This is a genomic window from Streptomyces sp. NBC_01257 (assembly GCF_035917255.1).
GTDB lineage: Bacteria > Actinomycetota > Actinomycetes > Streptomycetales > Streptomycetaceae > Streptomyces.
The window spans coordinates 196,103-221,995 of the sequence record NZ_CP108472.1 but is presented as its reverse complement, the minus strand read 5'-3'; the positions used below and the strand labels follow the sequence as shown (position 1 = coordinate 221,995).

At 68.6% G+C, this 25,893-nt stretch carries 24 protein-coding genes and 2 pseudogenes; 13 read left to right on the top strand and 13 right to left on the bottom strand.

All coding sequences use genetic code 11. The features are described from left to right. Positions 1-82 precede the first annotated feature (82 nt). Positions 83-1,585, top strand: coding sequence for an MFS transporter (locus OG408_RS01055; protein ID WP_326667489.1), 1,503 nt, complete (start codon positions 83-85; stop codon positions 1,583-1,585). Positions 1,586-1,771: 186 nt separating this feature from the next. Here OG408_RS01055 and OG408_RS01050 read toward each other — a convergent pair whose 3' ends face one another. From OG408_RS01050 to OG408_RS01035, 4 genes are all read right to left on the bottom strand, one after another. Beyond that, positions 1,772-2,446, bottom strand: coding sequence for an AIM24 family protein (locus OG408_RS01050; protein WP_285567714.1), 675 nt, complete (start codon positions 2,444-2,446; stop codon positions 1,772-1,774). A 292-nt stretch (positions 2,447-2,738) separates the two neighbouring features. Further along, a complete protein-coding gene (locus OG408_RS01045) occupies positions 2,739-3,374 on the bottom strand; it encodes a DUF2461 family protein (RefSeq protein ID WP_326667486.1) in 636 nt (211 codons plus the stop codon). 70 nt (positions 3,375-3,444) lie between these two features. Next, positions 3,445-4,170 carry a DUF2625 family protein gene (locus OG408_RS01040; protein WP_326667484.1) on the bottom strand — a complete coding sequence of 242 codons (726 nt, stop codon included), beginning with the start codon at positions 4,168-4,170 and terminating at the stop codon, positions 3,445-3,447. A gap of 119 nt (positions 4,171-4,289) precedes the next feature. After that, complete coding sequence (locus OG408_RS01035) at positions 4,290-4,928, bottom strand: LysE family translocator (protein WP_285567720.1); 639 nt, start codon at positions 4,926-4,928, stop codon at positions 4,290-4,292. A gap of 101 nt (positions 4,929-5,029) precedes the next feature. Between OG408_RS01035 and OG408_RS01030 the strand changes: the two genes are divergently transcribed. The 4 genes from OG408_RS01030 to OG408_RS01015 all read left to right on the top strand — a co-directional run bounded on the left by OG408_RS01030 (position 5,030) and on the right by OG408_RS01015 (position 8,140). Further along, positions 5,030-5,626 (top strand): CGNR zinc finger domain-containing protein, encoded by a 597-nt coding sequence (locus OG408_RS01030; RefSeq protein WP_326667481.1) that lies wholly within the window; start codon positions 5,030-5,032, stop codon positions 5,624-5,626. A gap of 426 nt (positions 5,627-6,052) precedes the next feature. Next, complete coding sequence (locus OG408_RS01025; protein ID WP_285567724.1) at positions 6,053-6,361, top strand: hypothetical protein; 309 nt, start codon at positions 6,053-6,055, stop codon at positions 6,359-6,361. A 198-nt stretch (positions 6,362-6,559) separates the two neighbouring features. Beyond that, positions 6,560-7,387 (top strand): hypothetical protein, encoded by an 828-nt coding sequence (locus OG408_RS01020; protein ID WP_326667478.1) that lies wholly within the window; start codon positions 6,560-6,562, stop codon positions 7,385-7,387. 54 nt (positions 7,388-7,441) lie between these two features. Further along, positions 7,442-8,140, top strand: a complete 699-nt coding sequence (locus OG408_RS01015) for a class F sortase (RefSeq protein ID WP_442805993.1) — start codon at positions 7,442-7,444, stop codon at positions 8,138-8,140. A gap of 139 nt (positions 8,141-8,279) precedes the next feature. Here OG408_RS01015 and OG408_RS01010 read toward each other — a convergent pair whose 3' ends face one another. Next, positions 8,280-9,077 carry an alpha/beta fold hydrolase gene (locus OG408_RS01010; RefSeq protein WP_326667476.1) on the bottom strand — a complete coding sequence of 266 codons (798 nt, stop codon included), beginning with the start codon at positions 9,075-9,077 and terminating at the stop codon, positions 8,280-8,282. A gap of 30 nt (positions 9,078-9,107) precedes the next feature. Continuing rightward, positions 9,108-10,337, bottom strand: coding sequence for an MFS transporter (locus OG408_RS01005; protein ID WP_326667473.1), 1,230 nt, complete (start codon positions 10,335-10,337; stop codon positions 9,108-9,110). Between the two features lie 59 nt (positions 10,338-10,396). Here OG408_RS01005 and OG408_RS01000 point away from each other — a divergent pair, with 59 nt between their 5' ends. Continuing rightward, the gene (locus OG408_RS01000) at positions 10,397-10,753 is read left to right on the top strand and encodes a MerR family transcriptional regulator (RefSeq protein WP_326667472.1); all 357 of its coding nucleotides are present in this window, start codon (positions 10,397-10,399) and stop codon (positions 10,751-10,753) included. Between the two features lie 786 nt (positions 10,754-11,539). Here the strand turns inward: OG408_RS01000 and OG408_RS00995 are convergent. Together OG408_RS00995 and OG408_RS00990 are read right to left on the bottom strand one after the other, a co-directional pair. Continuing rightward, positions 11,540-11,971 (bottom strand): NUDIX hydrolase, encoded by a 432-nt coding sequence (locus tag OG408_RS00995; RefSeq protein WP_326667471.1) that lies wholly within the window; start codon positions 11,969-11,971, stop codon positions 11,540-11,542. Then, positions 11,968-12,333, bottom strand: a complete 366-nt coding sequence (locus OG408_RS00990; protein ID WP_326667468.1) for a helix-turn-helix domain-containing protein — start codon at positions 12,331-12,333, stop codon at positions 11,968-11,970. The genes OG408_RS00995 and OG408_RS00990 overlap by 4 nt, the downstream gene beginning before the upstream one ends. 258 nt (positions 12,334-12,591) lie before the next feature. Here OG408_RS00990 and OG408_RS00985 point away from each other — a divergent pair, with 258 nt between their 5' ends. Together OG408_RS00985 and OG408_RS00980 are read left to right on the top strand one after the other, a co-directional pair. Further along, positions 12,592-13,176 (top strand): DinB family protein, encoded by a 585-nt coding sequence (locus OG408_RS00985; RefSeq protein WP_326667466.1) that lies wholly within the window; start codon positions 12,592-12,594, stop codon positions 13,174-13,176. Between the two features lie 135 nt (positions 13,177-13,311). Further along, positions 13,312-13,851, top strand: a complete 540-nt coding sequence (locus tag OG408_RS00980; RefSeq protein ID WP_326667464.1) for a hypothetical protein — start codon at positions 13,312-13,314, stop codon at positions 13,849-13,851. A gap of 260 nt (positions 13,852-14,111) precedes the next feature. Here the strand turns inward: OG408_RS00980 and OG408_RS00975 are convergent, their stop codons facing one another. Continuing rightward, complete coding sequence (locus OG408_RS00975) at positions 14,112-15,401, bottom strand: haloacid dehalogenase-like hydrolase (RefSeq protein ID WP_326667461.1); 1,290 nt, start codon at positions 15,399-15,401, stop codon at positions 14,112-14,114. Positions 15,402-15,836: 435 nt separating this feature from the next. Then, the gene (locus tag OG408_RS00970; protein ID WP_442805992.1) at positions 15,837-17,903 is read right to left on the bottom strand and encodes a galactose-binding domain-containing protein; all 2,067 of its coding nucleotides are present in this window, start codon (positions 17,901-17,903) and stop codon (positions 15,837-15,839) included. Between the two features lie 823 nt (positions 17,904-18,726). Here OG408_RS00970 and OG408_RS00965 point away from each other — a divergent pair. Beyond that, positions 18,727-19,986, top strand: coding sequence for a cation:proton antiporter (locus tag OG408_RS00965; RefSeq protein WP_285567742.1), 1,260 nt, complete (start codon positions 18,727-18,729; stop codon positions 19,984-19,986). Positions 19,987-20,283: 297 nt separating this feature from the next. Next, a complete protein-coding gene (locus OG408_RS00960) occupies positions 20,284-20,643 on the top strand; it encodes a hypothetical protein (protein WP_326674442.1) in 360 nt (119 codons plus the stop codon). 311 nt (positions 20,644-20,954) lie between these two features. Here OG408_RS00960 and OG408_RS00955 read toward each other — a convergent pair whose 3' ends face one another. Continuing rightward, the gene (locus tag OG408_RS00955; RefSeq protein ID WP_326667455.1) at positions 20,955-21,716 is read right to left on the bottom strand and encodes an isocitrate lyase/PEP mutase family protein; all 762 of its coding nucleotides are present in this window, start codon (positions 21,714-21,716) and stop codon (positions 20,955-20,957) included. 340 nt (positions 21,717-22,056) lie between these two features. Then, positions 22,057-22,363, bottom strand: a pseudogene (locus tag OG408_RS00950) (transposase); the annotation flags it as partial. Positions 22,364-22,496: 133 nt separating this feature from the next. Between OG408_RS00950 and OG408_RS00945 the strand changes: the two are divergent. The 3 genes and pseudogenes from OG408_RS00945 to OG408_RS00935 all read left to right on the top strand — a co-directional run. After that, positions 22,497-22,652, top strand: a pseudogene (locus OG408_RS00945) (IS5/IS1182 family transposase); the annotation flags it as partial. A 172-nt stretch (positions 22,653-22,824) separates the two neighbouring features. Beyond that, on the top strand, positions 22,825-23,811 hold the full coding sequence (locus tag OG408_RS00940) for a phosphotransferase family protein (RefSeq protein WP_326667453.1): 987 nt from the start codon (positions 22,825-22,827) through the stop codon (positions 23,809-23,811). Beyond that, entirely contained in the window at positions 23,808-25,166 is a 1,359-nt protein-coding gene (locus OG408_RS00935; RefSeq protein WP_326667451.1) for an MATE family efflux transporter, read from the top strand. The genes OG408_RS00940 and OG408_RS00935 overlap by 4 nt, the downstream gene beginning before the upstream one ends. Here OG408_RS00935 and OG408_RS00930 read toward each other — a convergent pair. Beyond that, positions 25,147-25,767 (bottom strand): TetR/AcrR family transcriptional regulator, encoded by a 621-nt coding sequence (locus OG408_RS00930; protein WP_326667449.1) that lies wholly within the window; start codon positions 25,765-25,767, stop codon positions 25,147-25,149. The two genes, OG408_RS00935 and OG408_RS00930, sit on opposite strands and share 20 nt — an antisense overlap. Between the last annotated feature and the right edge of the window lie 126 nt (positions 25,768-25,893).

Below are 25,893 nucleotides of genomic sequence, written 5' to 3'. Positions count from 1 at the left end.
CCGCACAGTCGCTTCGCTTTGACAACCTACCGCCATCACTTTACCTTCATCGTGGAATTACTTCACCATGGAGGTATCTGGCGTGCGTGACCCATCTCCCACCCCCGACGAGACGACCGAGCCCTACCGGTGGCGCTGGCTGATCCTGGCAGTGATGATCGTCGCGGAGATCATGGATCTCCTGGACGCCTCGATCGTCAACGTCGCCGGACCGGACCTGGAGAAATCGCTCGGGGCCGGTTCCGTCGGACTGCAGTGGGTGATCGGCGGCTACGCCCTCACCCTGGGCGCCGGCCTCGTGCTCGGAGGCCGGCTCGGCGACCGGTACGGCCGGCGTCGGATGTTCCTGATCGGCCTGGCCGCCTTCACCGCGGCCTCGCTTCTGTGTGCGATCGCGCCGAACATCGAGTCGCTGATCGCCTTCCGCCTGCTGCAGGGCATCGCCGGAGCGATGCTGCTGCCCCAGGGCCTGGGCCTGCTGCGGGAGAACTTCTCCGGCCCCGAGCTCACCAAGGTCTTCGCGATCTTCGGACCGGTCCTCGGTCTGGGCGGCATCATCGGCCCGGTCCTGGGCGGCTTCCTCATCGAGGGCGACTTCTTCGGCCTGGGCTGGAGGTCGGTGTTCCTGGTCAACCTGCCCATCGGAATCGCGGCGCTGGTCGTCGCCGCGAAGTTCGTGCCCAGGAAGGCGGGCGACCGAACGGTACGGGTCGACATGACCGGGGCCGCCCTGGTCGTGATGTCCTGCGCCCTGCTGGTGCTGCCGCTGAACCAGGGACAGGAGAACGGCTGGCCGCTGTGGACGTGGCTGTCCATGGCCGCCTCGGCGATCGGTTTCGCCCTCTTCGCCCTCCAGCAGCGCCGCACGGCCGCCGCGGGCCGCGAGCCGCTGGTGACCCCGGGCCTGCTCCGCAAGCCGGCCTTCACCGTCGGCCTCAGCGGAATCGCTCTGTTCTTCGGCGGACTGATCGGCACCCAGCTCGTGCTGACCCTGTTCCTCCAGATCGGCCGGCACTTCACCGCCGGTGAGGCGGGACTCGGCAACCTGCCCCTCGCGGTGGGCACCGCGATCGGGGGCGCCATCAGCGGAGCGTTCCTCGCGGACAGGATCGGCCGCAAGGTGCTGCAGATCGGACCACTGATTCAGCTGTGCGGCGCCGCCGTGCTGTGGTTCGAACTGGACGGCCTCGACGCCGCCTCGTTCTCGATCTGGGACATCGTTCCCGGCGTGGCGGTGGCGGGCATCGGCGCCGGCATGGTGATCGCCGCCCTGTTCAGCTTCATCCTGGCCGCAGTCGACGACGACGAGATCGGATCCGCCTCCGGTGTCCTTTCGGCGGTCCAGGCGGTCGGCGGCTCCATCGGCGTCGCGGTCTTCGGCTCGGTGTTCTTCGCCCGGGCCGAGACCGGTGACTTCACCGGCGGCTTCCACCGCGCGCTGATCGTCCAGGCATGTCTGCTGCTGGTCTTCCTCGCCATCACCTTCTTGCTGCCCAAGAACGCCCGTCCTGAAGAAGAACAGCACGGCATTGCACCTGAGGCCGCTGCCGACGGCTCCGTCACCAAGCAGCACCTCACCGCGTGAGTCCGGCCCGGGGAAGGCGTACGACGAGCGGCCCGGTCAGCCCGTACGGGTTCGGGCCGCCGTCGTAGGGCGGAGCGGCTCAGGCCACCGAGTGAGCGAACATCCGGCGGTGAGCGGACTCGACGATGACGGCCTGGTTCGTCCTCGTCCGGGAGGTCTTCGGCGGAAGACGTTTCCCGTAGCCGGTCAGGACGCCTGCTGCGCCGGCTTCGGCTCACCCGGGTTGACGACGACGACTCCCTCGCCTTCCAGCTTGAGCTGGACCGCCTCTCCGGAGCCGCCCTTCAGCATGGAGCCGATTCCCTGCGAACGGTGCAGCGACGTGCTCAGCCGCGGGGTCCACGCGACGACCGCATCGGTGTCCACGAAGACCGGTGCGTGCGGGGAGACCGGCAGTACCAGGGGGATGCCCGCACTGCTCAGCGCCAGTCGGCCGCTACCGGTGAAGGCGCAGTTGAAGAGGCCGCCACCCGCCATCCCGGCGCCCTTCACCGTGGTGATGTCGTAGCTCAGCGAGGCGTCGAAGCACAGTACGTTCTTGCCGTTGACCGTCAGGCCGTTGTTCTCGTCCACGTCGATGAGGAAGCAGTGGGCCGCGTCCGAGGCGAACCACGCCTCGCCCTCGCCGGTCACCCTCATGAGGGCCAGGCCTTCCCCCGTGACGGCGCGCTTGAGGAAGTTGCCCACGCCCTGGCCCTTCCGCTCGAACTCCAGGGAGCCGCGCCAGGCGACCATCGTGCCCTGGCGTGCGTATGCATCGCCCTTGACCGCGTACCGCACCGCCATCGGGTTCTGTTGCGTGAGACCGAGGGTCTCGGCCGGCTGGATGATGTTCTCGGGATCGAAGAGATTTCGTTGCATGAGCCTCGGGTGCCCCCACCGCAACTACGCAGTCACGGACGGGCGAACTCCGCTTAGGGGTCGCAGAGAACCAAGGTGTTGCACACCGTCGACGAGGTCGTCTGCCTGGGGCCTGATCGGCTCCTGCCCGATCCTGGTCCCGATCAGCCCTCGCCCGGGGTGGGAAGGCCCGTCGAGACCATCCCGCCACCGGGGACCACGAGGCGTTGGCCGTGCGCCAGAGATCCGCACCCCATGCAGTCACCGGCATCACGGGTGTGGGCTCCCGTGCCGCGTGTCGCCCCCCGCGCCGTCAGGAAGCGGCACGCTTCACGTGGTGGACCAGCCACGACAACAGGGCGTCCAGGTCCGCGGCGGCCGACAGCACCCGGTCGACCGCCTCGGGGGTGTGCAGCCACTCCTCGCAGCCGAGATCGCGGGCGGCGATCAGTGAGCGGTGGCGCAGCAGGTCCGCACGGGGATGATCCGTCGGCCAGCCGCGCGGGGGACGCTTCATCACGTCCCCGGAGATGTCGTAGCCCTTCTTCCGCAGCTCGTCGACGATGGCGGACAGCTCGCGACCGCTGCCCTCGGAGGCAACGGCCGTGCGGAACGTGTCCACCTGGCCGGGGTCGGGGTACCACCAGGCGCCCTGGATCCGCAGGCCGTCCAGAGAGAACCGGAGACCGATCTCGATCTTGCGGCCGAGCCGGATCACCGCACTCTGGTGCTGCCACCACCAGGAGTCGGTGCGGTAGTGCCAGACGGAGAAGTCCTCGTACGTGGGGACGGCGTCCGCGAGCTCGTTGAGCAGGGCGATCATCGGCTGCCGGACCAGGCGTTCGCGGTCCGCGCGGAGGCGCTCGCGGGTCGCCTGGGCCGGTTCGCCCTGGAGCTGCCACAACACGTCCATGGCCTGCTCCGGCCATCCGGTGAACTGGTCGCGCATGCGCGGAGGATAGCTCACCGGTGGGCCCGGCGGGCCACCACGCCCGGCGTCCTGTGACGGCGGATCCCGGTCACACGTCGCCGAGGAACCCGGGGTCGGACGGCCCCATCTGCCGGGCGAAGTCCGCAGCGACTCCGATGACCTCACGCATCGGCACAGGTCGCCGACTCGTCGCCGCGAGATCGTCCCGCGCCTCCTTGCTCCAGAGGAACGGATACACGGAGATGCCCTCACCGAAGGCCAGGGCCGCAGCTTCCTCACGCCAGCCGGGCCATCGCAGGCCGTCGTAGAACGTCTCCAACCGGCCCGACAGCAACCAGGAAACCCATCCGGAGTGGCCCATTTCCATCGCTTCCCACTCAAGGGTGTCGGGAGCGAAGTAGGTCATCTGCCCGGGCCCTCCAGGCCGGCCCGCAGCCGCAGGATCACCACCGTTCAGCGCGAACACCCCACCCACGACGTCATGGCCGACGACCAGACCCGTCGCGGGGTGCCAGACCGGATCGAAGCCGGCGGGGAAGCGGTTGGCCGTCCCCAGGCTCGGGAGCCCTCCGCTGATGACCGAACCCCCACCGAACACCCGCATCCATCCGTTGTCGACGAGCAGCCCGCCGGTGTTCAACGCCAGAGCACCCAGCATCGAACGCGCCGTGACCTGCAACTGCAGAAGACATCGGCGGCCCTCGTCAACATCGACCGGCAGCGCCTGAACGGGCACGGAGCTTGCCGAAAGCATCTCCTCAAGCTCCCGCCACGCCGGATCATCCACATTGACCAACTCGTCGATCTCTCGCATCCCAGGATGGTCGCACCTTCCTCGGCGCCTCAGCACCTCATCACGGGCTCGGCCCGTGCCGGCCTGGAGCCGTTCGCGGAGGGTTCGTCAACCGGCGTGCGACCGGGTTCGCGTCCGGGTCATGCGGCGTCGGGGTGCACGATCTGAAGGATCAGGAGCAGAGCCAGTACCCCGAAAGTTGCTCCCGCCGAGATGCCGAGAACGGTGGCTGCGCGGCTTCCGCGTCTGAGGGTTGCGCCGAGCCGTCCCGCGAACAGGCCGATGACGCTGTCCCAGGTGAGGCCCACCAGCAGGAAGATCACGCCGAGGGTGAGGAACTGCACGCCGGTCGGACCGTTCCCAGGTCGCACGAACTGCGGCAGAAACGCGGCGAAGAACACAATGATTTTGGGGTTGGTGAGGTTCGTGAGGACAGCCTGCCCCAGGATTCGCCGATCCGAGGGCGCGGGTTGCGCGACAAGGCCGGACTGCCTGGCAGTTCGCAGAGTGGTGATCGCGAGCCAGGTCAGATAGGCGGCTCCACCCAGGCGTATCACGGTCAGAGCAGCCGGTGTCGACTGCAGCAGGAAGGCCAGCCCGAGCGAAGCCGCCGTGACATGCACGACCATGCCGAGCGACATCCCCAGAGCGGAGAGCACGCCGGCGCGGGGACCCCGGTCCACGGCAACCGCGACGATGTACGCGTTGTCGGGCCCGGGAGGGACCGTGACCAGCAGCACTGCCGTGAGATATCCGGGGAGAACCGCGGGATCGATCACGTCAAACCACCCCTGTAACGCGTAGAATGTTTTCAATACGTTACGTCATGTCAATGAAGCGTGCAACGCATAGGTCCCACCCTTCGCGTTACGGTGGGGACATGGTGATGATGATCGAGGCGATGCCGCTGGAGACGTTGGCCGCACTGGTCAACGAGTGGGGTACCGCCCCGCGCGTCGCGGACGGCCGCGGAGGACAGGCGTATCCGAACTGCGCGGGTATGGCCGAGCGCCTTGCCGGTCTGATGCCGGTCAGCGCTGTGCTCACCGAACGGGAACTGGCGGAGACCGCGGATCGCCTGCATCCCGTGTTCGCCACTCCCGATCTCGCCGAGCGCGCCCGGCTGATCGCTGCGCTTCTGACGGACACCGCAGTCCGTCCGACCGTGCGGACCATGACCGACCGTCTGCAGCCCGGATGGTTCGTCGAGGCGAGCGGGAACGCGGTCCTCGCCTCCGCGGCCATCACCCTGCGCCAGTACCTCTCCGACCACAGTGCTGAGCGGCTCGGCCTGTGTACCGGACGCCGATGCGCCGACGTCTACATCGACGCATCGCCAGGGGGCCGGCGCCGCTTCTGCTCCGTCACTTGCCAGAACCGCGCGCGCGTCGCGGCCTTCCGCAGCCGGCAGACAGAAGAGACCTCCCGCACGACAGCCAGCCGGACAACGAGGGCTCCGCGAACCGATGGGAGCTGACCGGAGGCGGGGATGGGGCGCTGAAGCAGCGCCCCCGGCCATGACTGGCCGGTATCCCGTGCGGTGAGTGCGGTGAGCGCCCTGGGGCGACGGCGGGCCTCTCGGGGCACGAACGTTCCTTGGTCGAGCCTCAGGCATGGGACCAGGCCGCGTGCGTCGCGGAAGGCCGGCCCTTCGTCTGCCCATCCATGGTGAATGCCCGAACGGCGTTCCGGGCGGAGTACGAGAGTGCCCGAGGCGCGCAGGAGGCCGGGCTTTGTCTCGATGAGCAGGGCCGTGGCAGGGCCCGGGTTGTCGGCGTCGTTCCGGCACGGACGGGCCGCGGTGCCTGATCATCGGTCTCACGGCGACTTCCTCGATAACTTCCGAGAATCAGGGAAGCCGGAGCGATACGTGTAAATCATCCGCCGTACGTGAGGAGCTGTCATGACCACCTTTTTCATCACCGTGCCCGGAACCTTTGTCGCCGGCATCACGGACACGTCCCGCGCGACTCTGGAGGGCAAGCTGGCCGGTCAGCACACGGATCTGAGCGAGAGTGAAGGGCTCGACCTGCTCAGCGTCAACGATGACGGCACCTTCTCCATCCGCCTCGAAGTCGAGGCCGGGGACCGGTACCAGGCGGAGCTGGATGCCGTGGGGCTGGTGTCCCGCGCTCTGCGGGAGACAGGGTTCGCAGAGGAGGACGCACCGTTGGGGACGCCTGCCGTCACCGGGATCGACAGCGACCTCTGACAGTGGGTCAACAGCCAGCCCCACGTGTGCACGTCCACCTCTTCGATCACGTCCCGGTCCACGCGCCCAGTGGGCTCGTGCGGCCGAAATTGTCGTGCTCGGACCAATCCTTTCCGTCGGCGGCGACGAATAGACGACATCAGCGACCGAACGCGGTTCCGATTGCGTACTGGAACCGCCGGAAGGGGATGCGTTTACGTGATACTCCGCCGTTCAACTCGTTGCACCGCTCTGCTGGTTGTGCCCGCCGCACTGACCCTCGGGATCTCCGTACCTGCCATGGCGCACGACGGCCATGTCGCGGGCGACACCACGAAGGCCGCAGACGGCGACACGTACCAGATCGACCTGGCGCAACTGAACGACTCCGGAGCGAGTGGCACGGCCTTGGTGAGCGTGGAGGGCGACAAGCTCACCGTCAAGATCGAGGTCGAGGGCCTGGTTCCGGGCATGCCGCACGCCCAGCACATCCACGGCTCGACCGACGGCCATGACTTCCGCTGCCCGGACAAGAGCGCGGACAAGAACGGCGACGGCATCATCACCACCGCCGAGGGCCTGCCGATGTACGGAGACATCAACATCTCCCTGACGACCAAGGGAGACACCTCCAAGGGCAGTGGCCTCGCCGTCGACCGGATGCCCGTGGCGGACAAGGACGGCAAACTGAGCTACTCCCGGACGATCACCGTCTCGCAGGCCGTGGCCGATCACATCAAGGATCTGCACGTCGTCCAGCACGGCATCGACCCGAACGGCAACGCCAAGTACGACTTCGGCAAGGGCAAGAGCGAGCTCGACCCGAAGCTTCCGCAGGAGGCCACGGCTCCGGCGAGCTGCGGCATGGTCAAGGGGGCTGCCGTCGGCTCCATGCCCGTGGGCGGCGTCGAGACCGGCAGTGGGTCCACCGAGGGCGTGGAGGCGCCCGGTCTGCTCGCAGCGGGTGGCGCGGCCGTCCTTGCCGCAGGTGGGCTGTTCGTACTGCGCCGCCGGACGCGCCCGGCATCGGTCCGGCACGACAGCTGAGTCTTCGCACCGATCGACGCCCCGTAACAGCCGGACGCAGGGACAGGTGAAGCAATGAAGGGCACACGCGACGACGGCGAGCACCGCACGATGTCCGGGCGGCGCAACGTCACGATCGCTGTCACCGCTGTCGCCCTCCTCCTGACCGGTGGGCTGTTGCTGGCTCTGGGAACCAGCCGGCAGCAGCCCACCCCGCCTCCTGCCACCGACAAGGGCCGGGCGGTCGCCACCGCACAACCCACCGCGCAGCCGGACCCGCCCGCGACATCATCGGCCGCGCCGGACACCGCGGCTCTGTCCGTATCCCGCCCAGTGAGCATCGCGATCCCCTCTCTCAAGGTGTCCTCGACACTGGAGATGCTCGACCTCGGCAGGAACCGGGCCATGGAGACCCCGCGGGACCCGGCCAAGGCCGGCTGGTACCGCCCTGGAGCCGCTCCCGGAGCGACCGGCCCCGCCGTGATCGCTGGGCATGTCACGTGGAACGGCACCCCCGGGGTGTTCTTCGCGCTCGGCCGGCTCGACCCCGGCGACCGGATCGACGTCAGGCGCGCGGACGGGCGAACCGCTGAGTTCACCGTCGACCGAACCGCCCGCTATCCCAAGGGCCGGTTCCCCACCGTCGAGGTCTACCGCAATGTCGGCCGCCCCGAACTGCGCCTGATCACGTGCGGCGGCGACTACTCCAAGAAGGACAGCCGCTACACCGACAACGTCGTCGTATACGCCACGCTCACCGGCAGCCACACTTAGACATCGTTTGGTGTCTGTGACGTGTGAACGGCCTTGGGCTGTTCAGCTCGTGGGGCCTGCGAGGCCACCGACACCGGGAAGCTTGCGAGTTCGGTGCGATGCTCGCCCACCACGCGTCTTGGGTGGCCGGGGGCCGCCGTCAGGTGGAGATGTTGCCGCGGAAGCCGAGATGGAGCGCGGACCATTCCTCGGGGCGCTCGGCGAAAGGCAGGTGCCCCGTGGGGAGCTCGGCGTACTCGGCACCCGGGATCGTGTCTGCGAGTTGCCGGTGGTGGGAGGGCGTGACCAGTTGGTCGAACGTGGTGGAGATGATAAGGGTCGGCACCGTGACGGCAGCCAGGTCTTCGCGGACGTCAACCTGATCGATAAGCAGGTCCAGCTGTCCGAGTGTGCCGGGCGGGATCGTGGTCGCGGTGGTCTTCAAGGCAGTGTCGAGGTCGTCCTGACCGATGGCCTCCAAGGCAGGGGCGCTCAGCCCGATCAGGGACACGAACGCGGCCAGACGTTCGAGGTCGCCTGAGCGGAGCAGGTCGCGCCAGAGCCGGGCGGCCAACAGGAACCGTGGATTGGGGAGGGCGAAGCCGGCTGTCAGGACGAGGCCGGTGACGCGGTCGGGGTGGCGGGTGGCGGCGCGGATGGCGACCGGGCTGCCGAGCGAATATCCGGCGATGGCGAAGGTGTCCACGTTCTCCTCGACGGCGGCGGCGACCAGGGCGTCGGCGAGGACGTCCAGATCGAGGGGGGCTTCGGCGCGGAGGGTGCGGCCGGTGCCGGGATAGTCGGGCCCGACGACAGTGTGGTGAGCCGCGAGACTCGCCAGGATGGGGCCGAAGTTGGCGTCGATGCCGCCGCCGGCACCGTGGGCGAGCAGCAGGCCCGGGCCGGTGCCGCGCACGATGCGGCCAAGGGAGGAAGAGGGCAGGGCAGTTGAGGACATGGGATGTCTTTCCTTCGAGTTCTCAGGGGGTTACGGGGTGGAGCAGGTCAGCGGGGTGCGTGGCTGAGCGTGGCGGCGCCGGGCAGCAGTGGCGGCGAGGCCGACGGCGGCGAGTGTCACCAGCGCGCCGATCCACGGCAGGTCGTCGAGTGAGGAGCCGGCGGTGACGGCTTGGCCGCCGAGGGTGGAGCCGGCTGCGACCCCGAGGTTGAACGCGGAGGCGCTGACCGCCGTGGCCAAGGTGGGTGCTTTGGGGGCGGACGCCAGTGCGCGGTCTTGCAGCAACGGGATCACGGCGGCGGCGATGACACCGAGGACGAGTACGGTGGCAGCGGCCGCCCAGCGGCTCTGGCCGGTGAGCGTGAAGGCGGCCAGCACCGTGGCCAGGGCGGCAAGCAGCGCGCACAACGCTGCCCACGGAGCGCGGTCGGCCAGGCGGCCGCCGAGGACGTTGCCGACTACGGAGCCCAGGCCGAAGAGCGCGAGCAGCATGGTGACCCCGGAGGCGGTGAACCCGCTCACTTGGCGCAGCAGCGGGGCAATGTAGGTGTAGGTGGTGAACAGGCCGGCCTGCGTGACCACGATGATCGCCAGCACTACGGCCACTCTGGGCTTGAACATCTCCCGGACCTCGCCGCCGGGACGGCCGGCAGTCTCCGGTGCCGCCGGACGGACCAGCACAGTGGTGGCCGTGAGGATGGCGGCGCCCAGGATGGCGATGCCGGAAAAGGTGGTACGCCAGCCATAGTGATCGCCGATCCAGGTACCCAGTGGAGCGCCAAGAACCGTGGCGAGGTTCCAGCCCGCTGTGATCACGGCGATGGCACGCCCGCGGTGCCCTGCCGGAACCGCGGTTACCGCGATCACCAACGCCGTCGCGAAGATCGTGCTGTGCGTCAGAGCGGTCAGCATCCTTGCCGCTGCCAAGACGCCGAACCCTGTGGCCAGCGCTGCGGCGGCGTTGCCTGCGACGAACACGCCCAGCAAGATCGGCAGTGTGCGGTGGCGGGCGATGCCCAGCATCCCCAGGGTCACCAGAGGCCCAGCGACGGTGACGACCAGGGCGTACACCGTCACCAGCGCTCCGACGGTCGGCAGTGGACGGTGCAGATCCGTTGAAAGCTCCGGCAGCAGCCCGACCATCACCCACTCCGCTGTCCCCACCACGAACACGCAGGCGGTCAGCAGAGCCAGTACCGCGCGCCGCCGCACCGGCGCGGGCGGGATGGCGGTCAGCGAGACCGCGCTGTTCGTCGTCATGCGATCGACGCTAAAGTCTCACACCAATGTGAGAGTCAACGCGGTGAGGTGCAGGTCACATGCGCATGGGAGAGATGGTCCGGCGAACCGGCGTCAGCGAACGCCTGCTTCGCTACTACGAGGAACAGGGACTGCTCCACCCGAACCGGCTCCCCAGCGGCTACCGCGTCTACAACGACGTCGACATCGACACGGTGCAGCGCATCCGCAGCCTGCTGGCCGCCGGCCTGTCCACGACGGTCATCGCCAGGATCCTGCCTTGCGTCTGCACCGACGGGCCGACCCTCACCCCCGTGTGCTCCGACACCATCACCGAGCTACGGCGCGAGCGCGAACGCATCACTCACGCCATCAACGAGCTGCACGCTTCGCGAACCATGCTCGACACCGTCATCGCCGCAGCCCCGGCAACCTGAACCGCACCTGGAAACGCTCCACATGGGCACGTGAAGCAATCACCGCAGCCCTTCATGTCAGTCCCGGACCCACACCTGGTCCTTCAGCGTCAACCCCCGAAAGACGTCCGAAGCCGACCACTTAGGCACCGGCACCGGCAGTGACAGGTGGGCCCTCGCCATCCCCGGGCGCTCGGTCAGCAGGGCGGCGAGATCGACCAGTGCCGCACCCGAACGGGTGAAGTCGCGGCTGCATTCGCCCGCGTCCAATCCGCAAGCTCTGCGTCTTCGAATGACAGATGGAGTGGGCTTCTCGGCCAGAGGCCCGCGTCAACGCTCGGAACCGGGTTCGTGACCTGGCAGGATCCGGCCCCGGGCGTGCACCACCCCACGCGTGCACCGGACCTGTCGGCGGTACTCGGCCACCACAGGACCGCGCCCCGGAGCCGACGCCGTCGGCCCCTGTTCGCGGCCCGAGGAGCCGGAACTCCTTTGGCGACGACCGCCGTTCGGTGCGCAGGTCTCGTCCCGGCCGAAGTTCTCCTCTCGTCGGGCCGGAGCGGGATCAGCGGTCTGCCAGTGCCTGCAGCTGGCAGACCGCACCACCGTCCTGATGGCGTCGGCACAGAGCAATGCGTACGGGAGTGTGTGAACCCCGGGGCACGTGGGTCGGGATGAGCGCGCCGACGACACGAAGGTCTTGGGGGAGAGGCGGATCGCAGGCCCGTGTTCTGAGCGATCTCCACTCGGCGGGCCCGCGTCGGCATTCTGGGGGGTGGCTGGGTGATCTGTCTGTCGGCCGGCGTGTCAGCTGGTGTGGGCGGTGGACATCAGCAGAGGCGGCACCATGTACGTACTACCGGACGCGTTCTCAGGCAGCGGTACCCAGCTGAGACCTGTCATCCGGGGACAGTCACAGCCGAGCCCGTCGTCCACGCCGAGGACGGGCTCGCCCGGTGCCACGTCCATGCGGTAGCAAGCAGTCCATCCTGACGGGTACGGAACGTCGTACACGTATCGCACGGACATCGCGGTCAGGCCGGTCTCTTCGGCCACTTCGCGGATTACCGCGTCCTCCGGTGACTCGCCGGGCTCGATACCGCCTCCCGGAAGTGTCCAGTACTCCTGTCCGTCGTGGCGGCCCGATGGACCCATGCCTCGCTCACGCACCATCAAGACATGCCGGCCCCGAATGATCACCGCTGCCACCCGCCGCCTCCCTGTCACAGGACCGGTCATGCCGGATCCGCCGGCGCCCCTTCAGCGGTTCCAGCGGACGAACACCCTCTCTCCGGCCTCGGATGCGACACCGCACAGCTGGGGAGCTGAGTCTGATCGGGTACGGCCTCCAGGGAGTCAGGCGGAAGCTCGAGATCCGTCAGATCGCGCGACGCGGGCACGATACTGCCCGGCGCCCAGCCGAGAACCTCCTCGAAGCGGCGGGCCGCGATGGGAGCCGGAGGTTGTCCGCGATCACTCTCGTGGAGCCTGATGGTTGCCTGACTCAACCCGGTGCGATGCGCAAGCTCCCTCACGGAGATGTTCTCGGCTTCCCGGAACTCGATGAGAGCCTTCGCCAGGCGTTCTGATTCTTCGCTCATGACCCAAGGATTCCGCATCGCTGACGTTCGGTCAGCGGCCCGGGTTGATCCGTACCCAACTCGCCCTTCCCGCTGCTCCTTCAGGAGCCGAGAGAGCTCTCGGTCGCCGGCTCGGAGGTTGTCTTGCGGGGCAGGTTTCGGGAGCTCGTTGTAGCAGGTCAGGGCGGCGGCCATGGCCAGGCTTCGGCTCCGTCAGGCGTTGCCGCATCACGTGCGGGACCTTGAGACCACGAGCCGCCCATGGCAGGCTCATGTCGCATGATCGATGAGTTCGTGAAAGACAACCTGCACGGGAGACTGCGGCGGGACCGCAAGGCGCTGCTCTGGAAACTCGACGGCTTGTCCGAATACGACGCCCGCCGACCTTTGACAGCGACCGGGACCAACCTCCTCGGCCTGGTCAAACACGTGGCCACCGTTGAGGCCAGGTACTTCGGCGAGGTCTTCGACCGCCCTTCCCCGGAACCGCTTTCCCGATGGCAGGACTCCGACGGCAGCGATCAGTGGGCGACCGAGGACGAGACCCGCGATCAGATCATCGCGTTCTACCGGCGTACGTGGGAACACTCGGACGCGACGATCAACGAGCTTGCCCTCGATGCCCCCGGCCATGTGCCGTGGTGGCCGGAGCCCTATCTCAACACGAACCTGTTCGCCGTCATGGTCCATGTGCTCGGCGAGTCCATCAGGCATGCCGGTCATGCCGACATCCTGCGCGAGGGCGTCGACGGCCGGACCGGGTTGCGGCCCGAGAGCGAGCAGCCGATCGACGAGGAAGCCCGTGCGGCGTACTGCGCGAAGATCGAGCAGGCCGCCAGGTCGGCCGCACCCATCAAGGCGTAGAGGATTCTCATGTGACTTGATGTTCGTGCAGGCGATCTCGCGCCGTCTCCTGGTGCGAACCGCTCACAGCGTTCGTAGCCACTGACTTCGCGTTCTCGACGGAGCGCAGCGCGTCTGCTCGGCTAGGGTGCGACCATGGCCACCGCCCGCGCCCGCGAACCCGTCCTGTTGGATCCCAAGGGCCCGGTGATCACAGCGATCGCGTGCAGCGTGGGCGCGGTCCTGTTCCTGGGTGCGGGAGGGGCCTTCGTCTATGTCGGCGCCCACACTGTTGCCGACCTCGACGAGCCCGGCGATGGGTGGGTGTGGGCTGGTGCCGGCCTCGCCCTGGCCGCGGCGTTCGTTGCCTGCGTCGGGATGTCCACCATCCTTTCCGCCCGCGAGGAACGACGGGCGACGCTCCAGCTGGCCGCCCTCGGCGTCGACGCGACGGCCCTGGTTCTGGCAGTCGCCTCCGCCCCGCCGACCAACGACGACCACTACCAGGTCCGGCTCTTGATGCGTGTCAGCGGCCCCGGTTTCGAACCCTTCGAGTGTGCGAACGAAGTCCTGAAGTACCGGTTCGGCAGCGCCACTCAGGGGACGGTGCTGCCCGCCCGGGTCAATCCGGCCACTCGCGCATTCACCATCGAGCGACCTCCTGCGCCTCCGGCCCCTGCAACGGGAAGCGCATAGCGAGGACACGTTGCCCTGCCGGTAGCAGCAGCGGCGTACCAGGCCGATGTCATCGATGACGGCCGCCTTCGAACCGCGTCGCTGGGCTCACCGGACCCTGTGCGCAGGTGGGCCGATCTCGACGACCGTCACCGTGACCAGCTCGCCTTCACGACGAGCTGATCCGGGGAGTCGTTCGGCTTGTCAGCCAGATCTCCGAGAGATGAATGAACCCCGCAAACGTGGGGATGCCTCGCGGACGGCCTGGTGCCGGCCCCGCGTCAGTACACCGTGTCCTGCTGGTCCGGTACGACGCTGCCGTCGCCACGCCGCACGGGGCCGAACGTGCCGTCTTGCTCGGTGTAGGCGGCGGACGAGCAGGGATAGGCCGTGGTCCTGCGGGGCAGCGGCTCGATGAACATCGGGTTCACGACCCAGCGGCCGTCGGCGTTGTCGTAGGCGCGGCACATCACCTCGTTCTTGTTGCGGTTGAGCACGAGGTGCGCGCCCGTGGCGTCGCCGACGAACGTCACGTCGGTGTCGGCGTCACCACCGCCGAGCGTGATCCGCCGGTGAGGGGCCTGCTGGTTCCAGGCGGCCCGGCCCTTGATCCCGTAGATCTCCTGATTGATCCAGCAACGCTTGCCGTCGATGTACGGGATGGCCTCGCCCTGGGTGACACCCACCCCGCCGCAGCCCTCGTTCCCGGTCGTGATGCGGCCCTTGGCGTCGAGCACGGAGCGGATGGCGACGGTGTGCGCGCGGTCGATTCCGATGCCGCGCGACCAGACCTCGGTGACCGGCTCGGAACCCGCCGAGACGATCCAGACGTCGAATCCGGCCTTCTGCAGCGTACGGACGAGGTCACGTTGCTGTTCGTAGTACCGGACGTAGGCCGGAAGGATGTGGGTGCCGACGGTGCGGGTCGCACCGACAGGCGCGGCGAGGGCCTCCGTGCGGGCGGCCGCGGTGTACGCGCGCAGTTCGGGGACGGTGTGTCCGGCGAACAGTTGGGGCACCCACGCGTACTGCGGGACGGTACGGCGGTGGTTCCACTTCCCCGCGAAGGCGGCCTCGCCGCTCATCGTGGTGCTGTCCTCACGGATCTGGAGGATCTCGTCGGCGCAGCGGGCGTTGGTGGAGGTGGGCAGGGGCGCTCCCACCGCGACGTCGGTGCCACAGGCCTGGGTGAGGGCCTTGTTCGCGGTGTCGGTCAGCCACTTGCTGGTGTCCTTCCAGCGGGCGGGCCGAAGGATCTTGTCGTGCCGCAGGGACCAGCTGATGGTGGCATCGGTGACGTCGTTCTTGGTGATGGTGTTGTCCCAGTCGAACGCCGCGACCGGGCGCGGCCCGCCCCTGCCGTGGCAGGTGCCGCGCTCGTCGATCACGCGCTGCAGCTGGGCCCGGTTGCCGCCGTACCAGGGGAGATCGTCGGAGAGTTGGGGGCAGCGGGCCGTCGGCGTCACGGACGAGCGACCGGCCGGGGCGGCGGCCACGGGGCCGGCTGCGGCCGCGACCGCGAGTACGGCCGTCACGGCTGAGGTCCACGCGAGAACAAGTCGGGTACGCATGCGAGTGGACCGTACATCAATGTTTCGGTGATGTAGAGGGGGCACGCTCCACTCCGTGGACGCGAGCTGAGGGGCAGTCACCCCCTGCTACTCGGGGTGTTCAGCGGTCGCCGGGCCGGCAGGCGGCCACCTCTGGCCGGCCTCGCGGCGGGCGGTGCGGAGGTGCTGATCACGAGCCTGCCGGCGGTGCATTCGAACCAGGCCTCTCGTGCGTCTGACAACGAGGATCCGCCTGGCAGCCGACAACTGCTGTCGCCCGCTGGCCTTCGACCACGGTCGAGCGGTGCATCAACAAAGCGGGAACCGGCGTGCGAGCAGCGGGCCGGTGGCACGGGCGTGGCCTGGGCGGCGAGTTCCGGCGCCCGGGCTGAGGAGAAGCCGGTCCGGCCGGATCAAGATCTGATCCGGCCGTCCGGGGCGGATCCCTCGGTGTCGTCAGTCGCTGTAGACGCCGACCTCTTGGAGCGAGTAGCCCCACTTGGTTCCGCGCTCCAGGCCGTGGATGCGTACGTAGCGCGCCTGAGCCTGGGCGGGCCATGCTGTGTCCAGCCCGCCGTCACCGGAGGCCGTGGACCATGCGGTCTGCCAGTTCTTGCCGTCCTGCGACAGTTCGATGCGGTACGACTTCGCGTATGCCGCCTCCCAGTCGAGAGTCACGCGCTTGATCGGCTTCGCGGACCCGAGGTCGATCCGCAGCCACTGGTCGTCCGTCCACTCACTGGCCCAGCGGGTGCCATGGTCTCCGTCCACGGCCTGACCGGGGGCGAAGCTGACGACCGGATTCCACCACTCCGACGTGGACGCCGAGGCGGCCGAACCCGAGGCCAGATTTACTCCGGACCGGTGCTTCTCGGCGTTCCCCCAGGTGCGCAGGTACGACTCGGCTCCCGTGAAGAGGTCGTCCACGACCTCCTGGCCGCCGACGATGCGGATGTCCTCGATCCAGTCCGGGACTGTGCCGTAGTGCGCCGCGCCGTCCGTGTTGAAGTCCCACGTGCGCTCGCCGGTGGTCTGCCTGTCGATCACCGAGCCGCCGTCCGTGCTGCGGAAGGGGTACTCCACCGGGTTGGGGACGCTCCCGCCCCGCGGGGCCGGCCAGCCGCCGACACCGTTCATGTCGGTGCCGTAGCCGTAGCCGACCTGGTACTTCTCGCGCAGCGCGTCCGTACGCTCGGCCTCCGCGCTGAACGCCGCGGAGCCGCTCATGTACTGGGCGGCGAACCCGCCGAGCTTGTAGAGCCGTTCGGTCCAGCCCAGGTCCATCCAGCTGTGCGAGGAGACGGCGCCCGGGTACGACTCGGACTCCAGGACATCGAAGGCCTGATCCGCTGCCTTGACGCTCATGTGGTCGAGTTCCAGCATCATGTGGCGCTTCATCATTCCGCGTACCGCGTATTCACCCAGGCTGGTCAGCCCGCGGGTGTTGCACTGCGCGCCCGAGGCGTACGTGGGGACGGCCACCCCGCTCGGCAGCAACTTCTGCGCCTCCGCCGCCACGGCGTTTCCGATGGGGTTGTCATGCTGAGGGCCTCGGCAGGTCTCCGTCTTCCAGAAGGTGCCCGTCGACAGGAACTGGCCCACGTTGATCGCCGTACCGAGTGCGCCGGAGTCGTACCGCACCCCGCACAGGGCGTTGTCGAACTTGTGGCACAGGAACATGCTGCTCACGCCCAGCTCGTGCAGTTCGTCCAGGCCGCGGTCGATGTCCTCCTTGCTGCACTGCGCGATGTCCAGGATCTGCTTGCAGCCGAACGGCTCGGATGTCTCGACCCCCAGGACGACGGCCAGCTTGCCCTGCTCGATGACCGCGCGGGCCTGCGCGCTGCTGGTGATGATCCGGAACCAGCCTTTGCCCGGGCCGCCGTACATCTTGTCGATGAAGGCCTGCATGTCGTACGACTTCTTCGCCTCGAGACGGATGGCGGTCATCTCGTCACAACCGCGGTCCTTGAAGAAGTAGACCGAGCAGATCACGCCGTTGGTGACGAGGTCGTTGACCAGCACCCGCTGGCCGCCGCGCCAGGCCCGCTCGATATTGGCGTAGTAGTTCTGCTGGTGGGTCAGCGAGTCGTGGGCGGGCCAGTCCCTGAAGGTGGGCCACCCGGTCGGGTCGTGCCTGCCGTCGCCACCCTTGGTGATGAAGTCGAAGACGGCGAGCGAGCCGTCGGGGTAGTGCTCGGGGCAGTCCTTGAGCGCATCGGCGACGCCCTGCTCCGAGAACGGCTTGCCGCAGATGAGCCGCCCGCCGAAGCCCTCGTTGGCCATGATGTGGTCGTGGGCGTCGACGAAGCCTCGTACGCGCCCCTGGGTGTCGGTGCCCTTGAAGGGCTCACCCGTGACATTGATCTGTGCGTCGGGCTCGGGCCGCGAGGTCGGGTTCCACCAACCGGGGTCGGGCTCCGCCGCGGAGCTGGGCATCGGGCCGAGGACCAGGGACAACACGGCGAGGAGCAGCGACACCACCGTGAGGGATCTGAATCTGCGGCGCGGAGGTCGAGCCATGGCCATCACCCACTTTGATTGACATGTCCACTGAAGTTACTGACGGGTTATCAGAATCGCGACCACCGCCGGCACAGTCAACGGTCCGGACAGATAAACATGAGGATTTCTCAACTTTTCTGAACCCGCCTACGTGCTGGACCGGTTGGAGTTGATCGAGTATCGAAGTCGAGTGGCGGGAGGGGTGTTGAGGTGCTGCTGACCCAGCACGTTCACGACGGCATTCGTGTCCGCGTGGAACTGATGGGTACTGCCGACGGGCGTGCCGGTCCCGGCGCCACCGCTCGATGCGCCGGCTGTGTTCCGGCACGCGATGGCGCACGCCGCTGATCTCGTCACGGGCCGATGCAAGCGCGCTCGCGGCTCGGCACACGTAAGGTCGGCGCGGCCGAGACACAGGAGATCTCGCGGTCGGCCACACCTTCGTGCGGGCGTACGGGGCCACGGAGTCCTTCGGGACCGGTTCGCCGATCGGCGACCGTGCATCACGGGATCCGATGCGCAACGGTGATGAGATCCTCGCGGGCCATGCTGGACAGCATCCGCACCGCCGAGCTCACGGTGGACATGGTGGCGTTGTCCATCGAGGCCGTCACGACTGGTTGACCGTGCTGGTGGACTTTGGTCCGAGGGCTGCTGTCGAGCAGTGAGTGCGTGCCGCGCAGTCGGAGGAGATCCATCCGCTTCGGGGAGGACATCCCGTGGAGCGTGCGTGGGTGCCGAGCGGCGGGGTACCGGATGTAACTCCTGCCGCAATCTCAGTCAGCGCGCTTTTCGCGTGCGGTTGATTGCGGCCCGAAACGACAGAAGGCCCGGGGACTGGATGACGTTGGCGCACGGCATATACGTGGCAGCAGGCATTGGTATCCTCCTGGCCGCAGTCCTCCCCCCGGTGGTGCACCGGCGTCCGTTCTCCCTTCCGATGGTGTTCCTGATCGCGGGCGCCGCGGCGGTCCTGCTGCCGCTGGGCGTGCCCGTCGTGGACCCCGTACGTGACCGGGTCTGGGTCGAGCATGCGACGGAGGTCTGCGTGATCGTGTCGCTGATGGGCGCGGGTCTGGCGATCGACAGGCCGTTCGGTTGGCGTGCGTGGGCAGGAGCCTGGCGTTTCGTGGGTGTTGCCCTTCCGCTCACCATCGCCGCCATGGGGGTCCTGGGCTGGTGGCTCATGGACTGGCCCCCGGCGGTGGCCCTGCTGCTCGCGGCGGCGCTGTCGCCCACCGATCCTGTGCTGGCCGCCGAAGTACGGGTCGGGGAGCCCACGAGCGGCGAGGACGAGGAGGACGAGGAGGAGGTGCGGTTCACGCTGACGTCCGAGGCCGGTCTCAACGACGGCCTGGCCCTGCCGTTCGTACTCGCCGCCATAGCGCTGGCGACCGCGGCCGGTGATGGCTGGTCCGCGGACTGGATCGGTCACTGGCTGCTGGTCGACGTACTGCTGCGAGCAGCCGTCGGGCTGATCGCGGGAGTGGCCGTCGGCCGTCTGCTCGGCTGGCTGTTCTTCCGCTCCCCACACGTGCGCCTCTCGCACCAGATGGAAGGATTCACGGCCCTCGGCGCCACGTTCACCGCCTACGGGGTCACCGAGTTGGTACACGGATACGGCTTCCTCGCGGTGTTCGTCGCGGCCTGCACCATCCGGACCGCCGAACGCAGCCACGGATACCACCAAGTGCTGCACGGCTTCAGTGAACAGATCGAGCGACTGCTGACCGCCGTGCTGCTCTTTCTCCTCGGCGGCTACCTGGTTGCCGACGGACTGTCGGTCCTCGGTCCACGCGAAGTTCTCCTGGGAATCGTCCTCATCATCGTGATCCGCCCGCTCGCCGGTGCTGCCGCCCAACTGGGGTTTCCGGTCGGGCGGCGCGAGCGAGCGGTCACGGCCCTGTTCGGCATCCGGGGGATCGGATCGCTCTTCTATCTCGCGTACGCGCTGGGAGAGGGGCCGTTCAGCAGGTACGCCGACGAGCTGTGGGCGGTTGCGGCGTTCACGGTCCTCGCCTCGGTGCTCCTGCACGGCGTGACCGCCACGCCTGTGATCAGGTACCTGGACCAGCAGGGTTCCCGGAGTCCGCGGGCATAGCGCGGGTCTCGGCGAGCGAGTTCCGGGCCGAGGCATGGAGGCGGGGACCCGCTGCGTACCTCAGGTCACCGGGAGTCGCCTCGTCCTGCCTCTCGGCAGGGGTGTGTACGAGGCCGACCGGGTAATCGTGACCGTTCAGCACCTGATGCGGGAACGCGCCGAGACTTGAGCCCTGGGCGGGGGAGCCGACCGCATTCCGGCCCGGGGGATGTCTTGCGGGTCAGGCCGCGTAGCCTCGACTGTGTGCCTCGCTCTTCGAAGAAGCCCCGCCGGTTGGTCGCCGACGGACGTGTGTACATGTGGACAGTGCGTCATAGCCACCGAAAGGACCAGGATGGGCGGTCCGTGGACTGCCGCCAGACCCTCACCCTGTCCCCCCAGCCGGCCGGCACCTGTGGCCGGTTGCGCATTGTCTTTGTGGAGGGCCCCGGCCGATACGTTCCTGGCGGGGCGCCCCTGGGCTCGGGGGACGTGGGCTTCATCCGCGGGCCGGACCTGAACCTGCACGAGCCGGGTGCCGTTCGGGCCCTGCTCGATGTGGTGCTGGCCCGTGGCTGGCAACCGGAGGAGCGGCAGCCGGTGGAGGTCGACGGCTGGTCCCTGCTGGAGGCCGCAGCTGCGGCGCGAGCCCAGGACGCCGGCGCCGAGGGATCGTAGAGGGATGACTGGTCGCCAGAAGGGCGAGTGGCTCCACTCACGGGTGATGGTCTGGTTCGACTTCTGTCAAGGGGAGCAGGAACGCCTCGTTCGGGAGGCTGCTCCCTGGTCTGACCTGCGGACACCGGACACGGACTCCTCCGGAGTCGGGTGTAGCCGCTGACGTCACAGAAGAGAAGCGCAGAACTTGGGACAGTCCCGGCGGGGGGCGTCAACTGTTGACCCCGTCAGTCAGGTGGAGCGACCGGGCAGCCACCGCCGGTGCGACGGGGCACCTCTTCTTCAAGGCGCCCCGTCGCACGCTCAACTCTTCAGGGAGCCCACGGCGCGAGCATGTCCTTCATCGCATCGGTCATGGCGAACTGCAGCAGCGGGCCGTAGGTGATCCGGCCTACACCGAGACGCCGGAAGCGCTCGAGATCGTGCTTCACGGGATGAGCCGTGGAGTTCACGGGAATGGTCACGGCCCCGGTCACGGCGGTGAGCAGATCGTCGTCGTCCTGAATGCGCACGGGGTAGACGCTGTCGGCGCCCGCCTGCTCCATGGCCCGCAACCGCTCGACCGCCTCGTCGAGGACGTCCGAAGGGCGTTCCGCGTGCAGGAAGAGGTCGGTGCGTCCGTTGACCCAGACAGGAACCCCCGCGTCGTCGGCCGCCGCGCGCAGGCCGGCAATGTACTGTGCGTGCTCCTGCGTGCTGCGCACGCGGCCGCCGTCGGAGTGGACGGTGTCCTCGATGTTCAGCCCAACGCCGCCGGCCTCGATAAGTCCGGCGATGAGGTCCGCGGGCTCCTGTCCGTACCCGGCCTCCAAATCGACCGAGACCGGGACGTCGACCGACGCGACGATCTGTCTGACGGCAGCGAGTACCTCCTCGAAGGTCTGCCCCTCGTGGTCGTCGGCCCCTCGGGAGTCGGCGAGCGGATGACTGCCGATGGTCAGCGCGGAGAACCCGGCATCGGATGCCGTCCGCGCTGACCAGACGTCCCACACGGTCGGCAGTACGAGCGGCTTGTACTCGGCGTGCAGCTGATTGAGGCGTTGAGCGCGCTCAACGGTGGTGCGCAGGTCCATGGCGAGCACGCTACCCCCGGATGGCCACAGACAACGTGATCTCCCCGTCCACCTCCTCGGCGCCGGACGGATCTCCCGCCACTCGGTCTTCGTCAGATCCGCGCTGTACGTTCGGCGCCCCTGCCCGGCTGATCGGCTGCGTTCCCGTGCCAGTGCGTGGGCTGAGCGGCCGGTCACCTCGATGTCAACGGCGTTGTTGACCACCTCGCCGGCGAGCCAACGGTGGATGAGTCTCATGTGCTCGGACTCCCGGGCCCCATCTCCGAAGCTGATCCCGCACCTGTCCGCAGGACGAGAGGGTCTCAAGTCGCTGCGGCGGGACGGGACTCATGGAGAATTCCATCGCGACGAGGCCGTCGGCCCGCCGTCTGGCGAGGCAGAGCGAGGCCTGTGTGCGGTGCCTTCCCTGGGCGATCCCTTGTCGTAGTGAGTCCGCGATGTCGGGTCGCCCAGGGAAGTGAACGCGGCGAGGGAGAGGGCCCGTTCGAGCTGCTTGTTTCCGCGTCGGGGTGGTTGCTCGCCGCGGATCGAGCGGCGGGAACCGCGGGTCGTGGGGCGAGTCCGGCACAGGCGGCCAGGCCGGCGGTCGGGAAGGGGCTGCCGTCACCGACATCGAACCCTCGCTCCGAGCCTACGTCAGGTCTTGATCTCGTCCCGGAATCTCTTCCCGGAAGGGGGCGGGCCCGCGCTGCGCTGCGACGGCGCAGGCGGGTCATCCGCCCCCCCGCCGACTGTTGGCCGGCCATGTCGCACCAGTCAGGGAAGGGGTCGGAGCGGCCGCTGCGCGGTGTTCCGCCCATCCGATCACGCAGCGGGCCGCGACGCCGACGGCCGACGAAACTGCACGCGGACAGGGGCTACGACTGCGGCCATCTGTGCCGATGGCTCCGCTGTCGTGGAGTGCGCCATCGCATCGCCCGCAAGGGCGCCGAGTCCCCGCATCCGTCGTTCACCTCGCAGGCCGGTGCGAGAACCTGCTCCCACCCCCTGGCGAAGAATTTCTACCACGTGGTAAGTATTTGTGACGCTCGCGGCCGACCGCGCGTCGGGGGTCTTGTCCCTTCTCTCGCGGAGACGCCACCGACTCGCCATCAACGAAGGAATGATCATGGAGAGCATCACCAAGAACAGGCAGTCTCCCGAGGTGCTGCGCGCCATGATCGAGCGTGCCTACGGAGCCGGGCAGGTCCCGGCCGGGGACGGATGGGCGAGTGAGCTGGGGCACGGGTGGTTCAACGTCGCCTACCGCATCCGCCTGCGCGACGGCGCCGAAGTCGTCCTGAAGATCGCCCCGCCGCCCGCTGTGGAGGTGATGACCTACGAGCACGGCGCCATGCCGATCGAACTCACCACGCTGGACCTGCTGCGAACACGGACCGCCGTGCCGGTCCCCGCCGTCGACTTCGCCGACCGGAGCCGCGAGCTGTGCGACGCCGACTACTTCTTCATGCCGTACATAGACGCCGACAACCTCGGCATCATCGCCGAGTCGCTTCCCGCGGCCGAGCGAGATGACCTGATGGCGCAGCTCGGCGCGTTCAACCGGGAGATCAACTCCGTCCGCGGTCCGCACTTCGGGCCGCTGGCCGGACCTGGCCATGCCACCTGGCGGCAGGCGTTCACCACGATGATCGAGAACGTGCTCGTCGACGGCGAGCGCCGTGGCGTCGACATCGGCTGGGAGTACGACACCGTGCGCGCGGCCATTGCCGCACACACCGACAGCCTCGACGAGGTCACCGAAGCCCGTCTGGTGGAGTGGGACCTGTGGGCCAGCAACGTCATGGTCCGCGACGGCAAGATCATCTGCATCATCGACCACGAACGCGCCTTCTACGGCGACCCCTTGATCGAGGCCGGCTTCACCGGCTCCCAGATGGCCGCCTTCGGTGACCCGGCACCCTTCATGCACGGCTACGGACACGGCGAGCTGACCGGAACCGAGCAGACACGCCGCCGCCTGTACTGCCTCTACCTGGCACTGATCATGGTCATCGAAACCGTGTACCGCGGGCACACCGACACCGAGCAGTACGACTGGGCGCGCCCCCGCCTCGACGAGGCCATGGCTCTGCTCGGCCGCACCCGCCGGTGACCTCCGCGCAAGCGGTTCCCGTAACCGACCACACGACCCGGCTCGGCACCGACCCGATAGGCCGGCTGCTGTGGCGCGCCTGCACCCAGACCACCGCCGCAGTCGGCGTGTACGGCGTCTACGCCCTCACCAACGCCTGGTTCGTCGGCCGCGGCGTGGGCGACGACGCCATGGCCGCGGTCAACCTGGTCGCCCCGCTCCTGCTGCTCCTGGGCGCGGTGTCCACCACCGTCGGCGCGGGCGGCGCCTCCCTGATCTCCCGCGCCCTGGGCACCGGAGACCACCGGGCCGCCGCCCGCGCGGCGGGCAACTCCTTCGCCCTCTTCTGGGCCTGCGCCGCAGCCACCACCGCGCTCGGCCTGGCCTTCCTGGACCCGCTGCTCACCCTGCTCGGAGCCACCGGCGAACTGGGCGCGACCGCCCGCCCCTACGCCGTGGTGCTCCTGTGCGGCGCCCTGGTGTCCACCGGCTTCTCCAGCCTGGTGCGAGCCGAAGGCCGCATGGGGTTCTCAACCCTGCTGTGGCTCGTGCCCGTCGCCGTACAGATCACCCTGGACCCACTGCTCATCTTCGGATTCGACATGGGTGTACGGGGCGCCGCGCTCGGCACCGTCGGCGGCCAGGCAGTGTCCGCGGCGATGAGCCTGTGGTTCTTCCTCGTACAAAGGCGCCGCCCCTACCGCATCGGCCCACAGGACCTCCTGCCCCACGGACCGACGCTGCGAGCACTGCTGGGTGTCGGCCTGCCCTCGTTCCTCGCCGGCACCGGCGTCACACTCCTGGCGGTTCTCGTCAACGCCACCCTCGCGGCCGCCGGATCGGCCACCGCGCTCGCCGCCTACGCCGTCTGCGCCCGCCTGCAGACCTTCGTGATGATGCCGCACACCGGCATCAGCCAGGGGCTGCAGCCCATCGTCGGCTACAACACCGGCCGCGGCCTGCCCGGCCGCGCACTCAAAGCCCGCAACTACTCGCTGATCGCCTCAGTGCTGTACGGACTGCTCACCGCCGCCGCCCTGGCCGCTCTGGCCAGACCCCTGGCCGGCCTGTTCCTCAATGATGCCGACACCGTCACCGCCGCCGGGCAGGCACTGCCGATCATCGCGATCGGTCTCACCGTCGCCGGAATCGGCCCCCTGGTAGCGGCATACGCCCAGTCACTGGGGCGCCCGGCACCCGCGTACCTCATCTCCATCGGCACCCTGCTCCTGATCAAGGTGCCCCTGATCGCCACACTCGGCCGACTGGGCACCACAGGCGTCTGGACCGCCCTGGCAGCCGGTGAAGTCGCCACCGCGGCAGTCGCCCTCCTGCTCCTGCGGCGCCTGCACGCAACTACGCGGAAGGCTCCTTGAGGAGCAGTTCCACATGGGCACGCAGCACCCCGGCCATGTCCACCTCATCGGGACTTGCCAGCCACTGCACCTGCAGCCCGTCCATCAGTGCCACGAACCCGGTCGCCGCCGCACGGGGATCGACACCCTCCCGCAGCGCCCCCTGATCCGCCAGTTCCCGCAACGCGGAGTGCACATACTCCCGCGTCGTCCTGTAGTGATCCGTGAAGTACTGGTGCGCGGGATGATCCTCGGAGAAGGCCTCCGCCGCGAGACGCGCGTACAGCTCCACAATCCCCGCATGCCGGGCGTTGTGATCGGCCAGATCGACCAGATGCTGCACCGCCGCAGTGGGGGAGTACTCCTTCGGTCCGAGCCGTGCGGTGTCCTCCTCGTCCCGGCGCTCCAGCACCGCCGCCAACAGCGCTTCACGGCTGGGGAAGTAGTAGTGGAGGCCCACGTGGCTGATGCCGGCGCGCTTGGCGATCTCCCGCAGTGAAGCGCCGTGATAGCCCACGTCCGCATACACCTCGCCGGCCGTCGTCACGATCTGCTCACGGCGCGCCCGCCCCTTTGCGTACCCGCGCGAAGACGCCGGCACCTTGACTTCCCCATCAGACATGCCTCCATCATCGCAGCGGCAGTGATCAGAAGGCCTTTCGGCGCTGCCTCAGCGTGCTACCGGCCGACGTGATCCGCCGCCCTCTGCGCGTCCGCCCGACTCCTGCTCTTGCCTACGGCAGCCCGC

Excerpts from the sequence above, each read along its gene's own strand:
- OG408_RS01005 (WP_326667473.1), bottom strand. The coding sequence starts at position 10,337 with ATGACGACGAACAGCGCGGTCTCGCTGACCGCCATCCCGCCCGCGCCG.
- OG408_RS00990 (WP_326667468.1), bottom strand. The coding sequence starts at position 12,333 with ATGAGCGAAGAATCAGAACGCCTGGCGAAGGCTCTCATCGAGTTCCGG.
- OG408_RS00970 (WP_442805992.1), bottom strand. The coding sequence starts at position 17,903 with ATGGCTCGACCTCCGCGCCGCAGATTCAGATCCCTCACGGTGGTGTCG.
- OG408_RS01000 (WP_326667472.1), top strand. The coding sequence starts at position 10,397 with ATGCGCATGGGAGAGATGGTCCGGCGAACCGGCGTCAGCGAACGCCTG.
- OG408_RS00980 (WP_326667464.1), top strand. The coding sequence starts at position 13,312 with ATGGCCACCGCCCGCGCCCGCGAACCCGTCCTGTTGGATCCCAAGGGC.
- OG408_RS00955 (WP_326667455.1), bottom strand. The coding sequence starts at position 21,716 with ATGGACCTGCGCACCACCGTTGAGCGCGCTCAACGCCTCAATCAGCTG.
- OG408_RS01025 (WP_285567724.1), top strand. The coding sequence starts at position 6,053 with ATGACCACCTTTTTCATCACCGTGCCCGGAACCTTTGTCGCCGGCATC.
- OG408_RS01015 (WP_442805993.1), top strand. The coding sequence starts at position 7,442 with ATGAAGGGCACACGCGACGACGGCGAGCACCGCACGATGTCCGGGCGG.
- OG408_RS00975 (WP_326667461.1), bottom strand. The coding sequence starts at position 15,401 with ATGCGTACCCGACTTGTTCTCGCGTGGACCTCAGCCGTGACGGCCGTA.
- OG408_RS01030 (WP_326667481.1), top strand. The coding sequence starts at position 5,030 with ATGGTGATGATGATCGAGGCGATGCCGCTGGAGACGTTGGCCGCACTG.
- OG408_RS01010 (WP_326667476.1), bottom strand. The coding sequence starts at position 9,077 with ATGTCCTCAACTGCCCTGCCCTCTTCCTCCCTTGGCCGCATCGTGCGC.
- OG408_RS00930 (WP_326667449.1), bottom strand. The coding sequence starts at position 25,767 with ATGTCTGATGGGGAAGTCAAGGTGCCGGCGTCTTCGCGCGGGTACGCA.
- OG408_RS01050 (WP_285567714.1), bottom strand. The coding sequence starts at position 2,446 with ATGCAACGAAATCTCTTCGATCCCGAGAACATCATCCAGCCGGCCGAG.
- OG408_RS00965 (WP_285567742.1), top strand. The coding sequence starts at position 18,727 with ATGACGTTGGCGCACGGCATATACGTGGCAGCAGGCATTGGTATCCTC.
- OG408_RS00985 (WP_326667466.1), top strand. The coding sequence starts at position 12,592 with ATGATCGATGAGTTCGTGAAAGACAACCTGCACGGGAGACTGCGGCGG.
- OG408_RS01045 (WP_326667486.1), bottom strand. The coding sequence starts at position 3,374 with ATGCGCGACCAGTTCACCGGATGGCCGGAGCAGGCCATGGACGTGTTG.
- OG408_RS01040 (WP_326667484.1), bottom strand. The coding sequence starts at position 4,170 with ATGCGAGAGATCGACGAGTTGGTCAATGTGGATGATCCGGCGTGGCGG.
- OG408_RS00995 (WP_326667471.1), bottom strand. The coding sequence starts at position 11,971 with ATGACCGGTCCTGTGACAGGGAGGCGGCGGGTGGCAGCGGTGATCATT.
- OG408_RS00940 (WP_326667453.1), top strand. The coding sequence starts at position 22,825 with ATGGAGAGCATCACCAAGAACAGGCAGTCTCCCGAGGTGCTGCGCGCC.
- OG408_RS00960 (WP_326674442.1), top strand. The coding sequence starts at position 20,284 with ATGTGGACAGTGCGTCATAGCCACCGAAAGGACCAGGATGGGCGGTCC.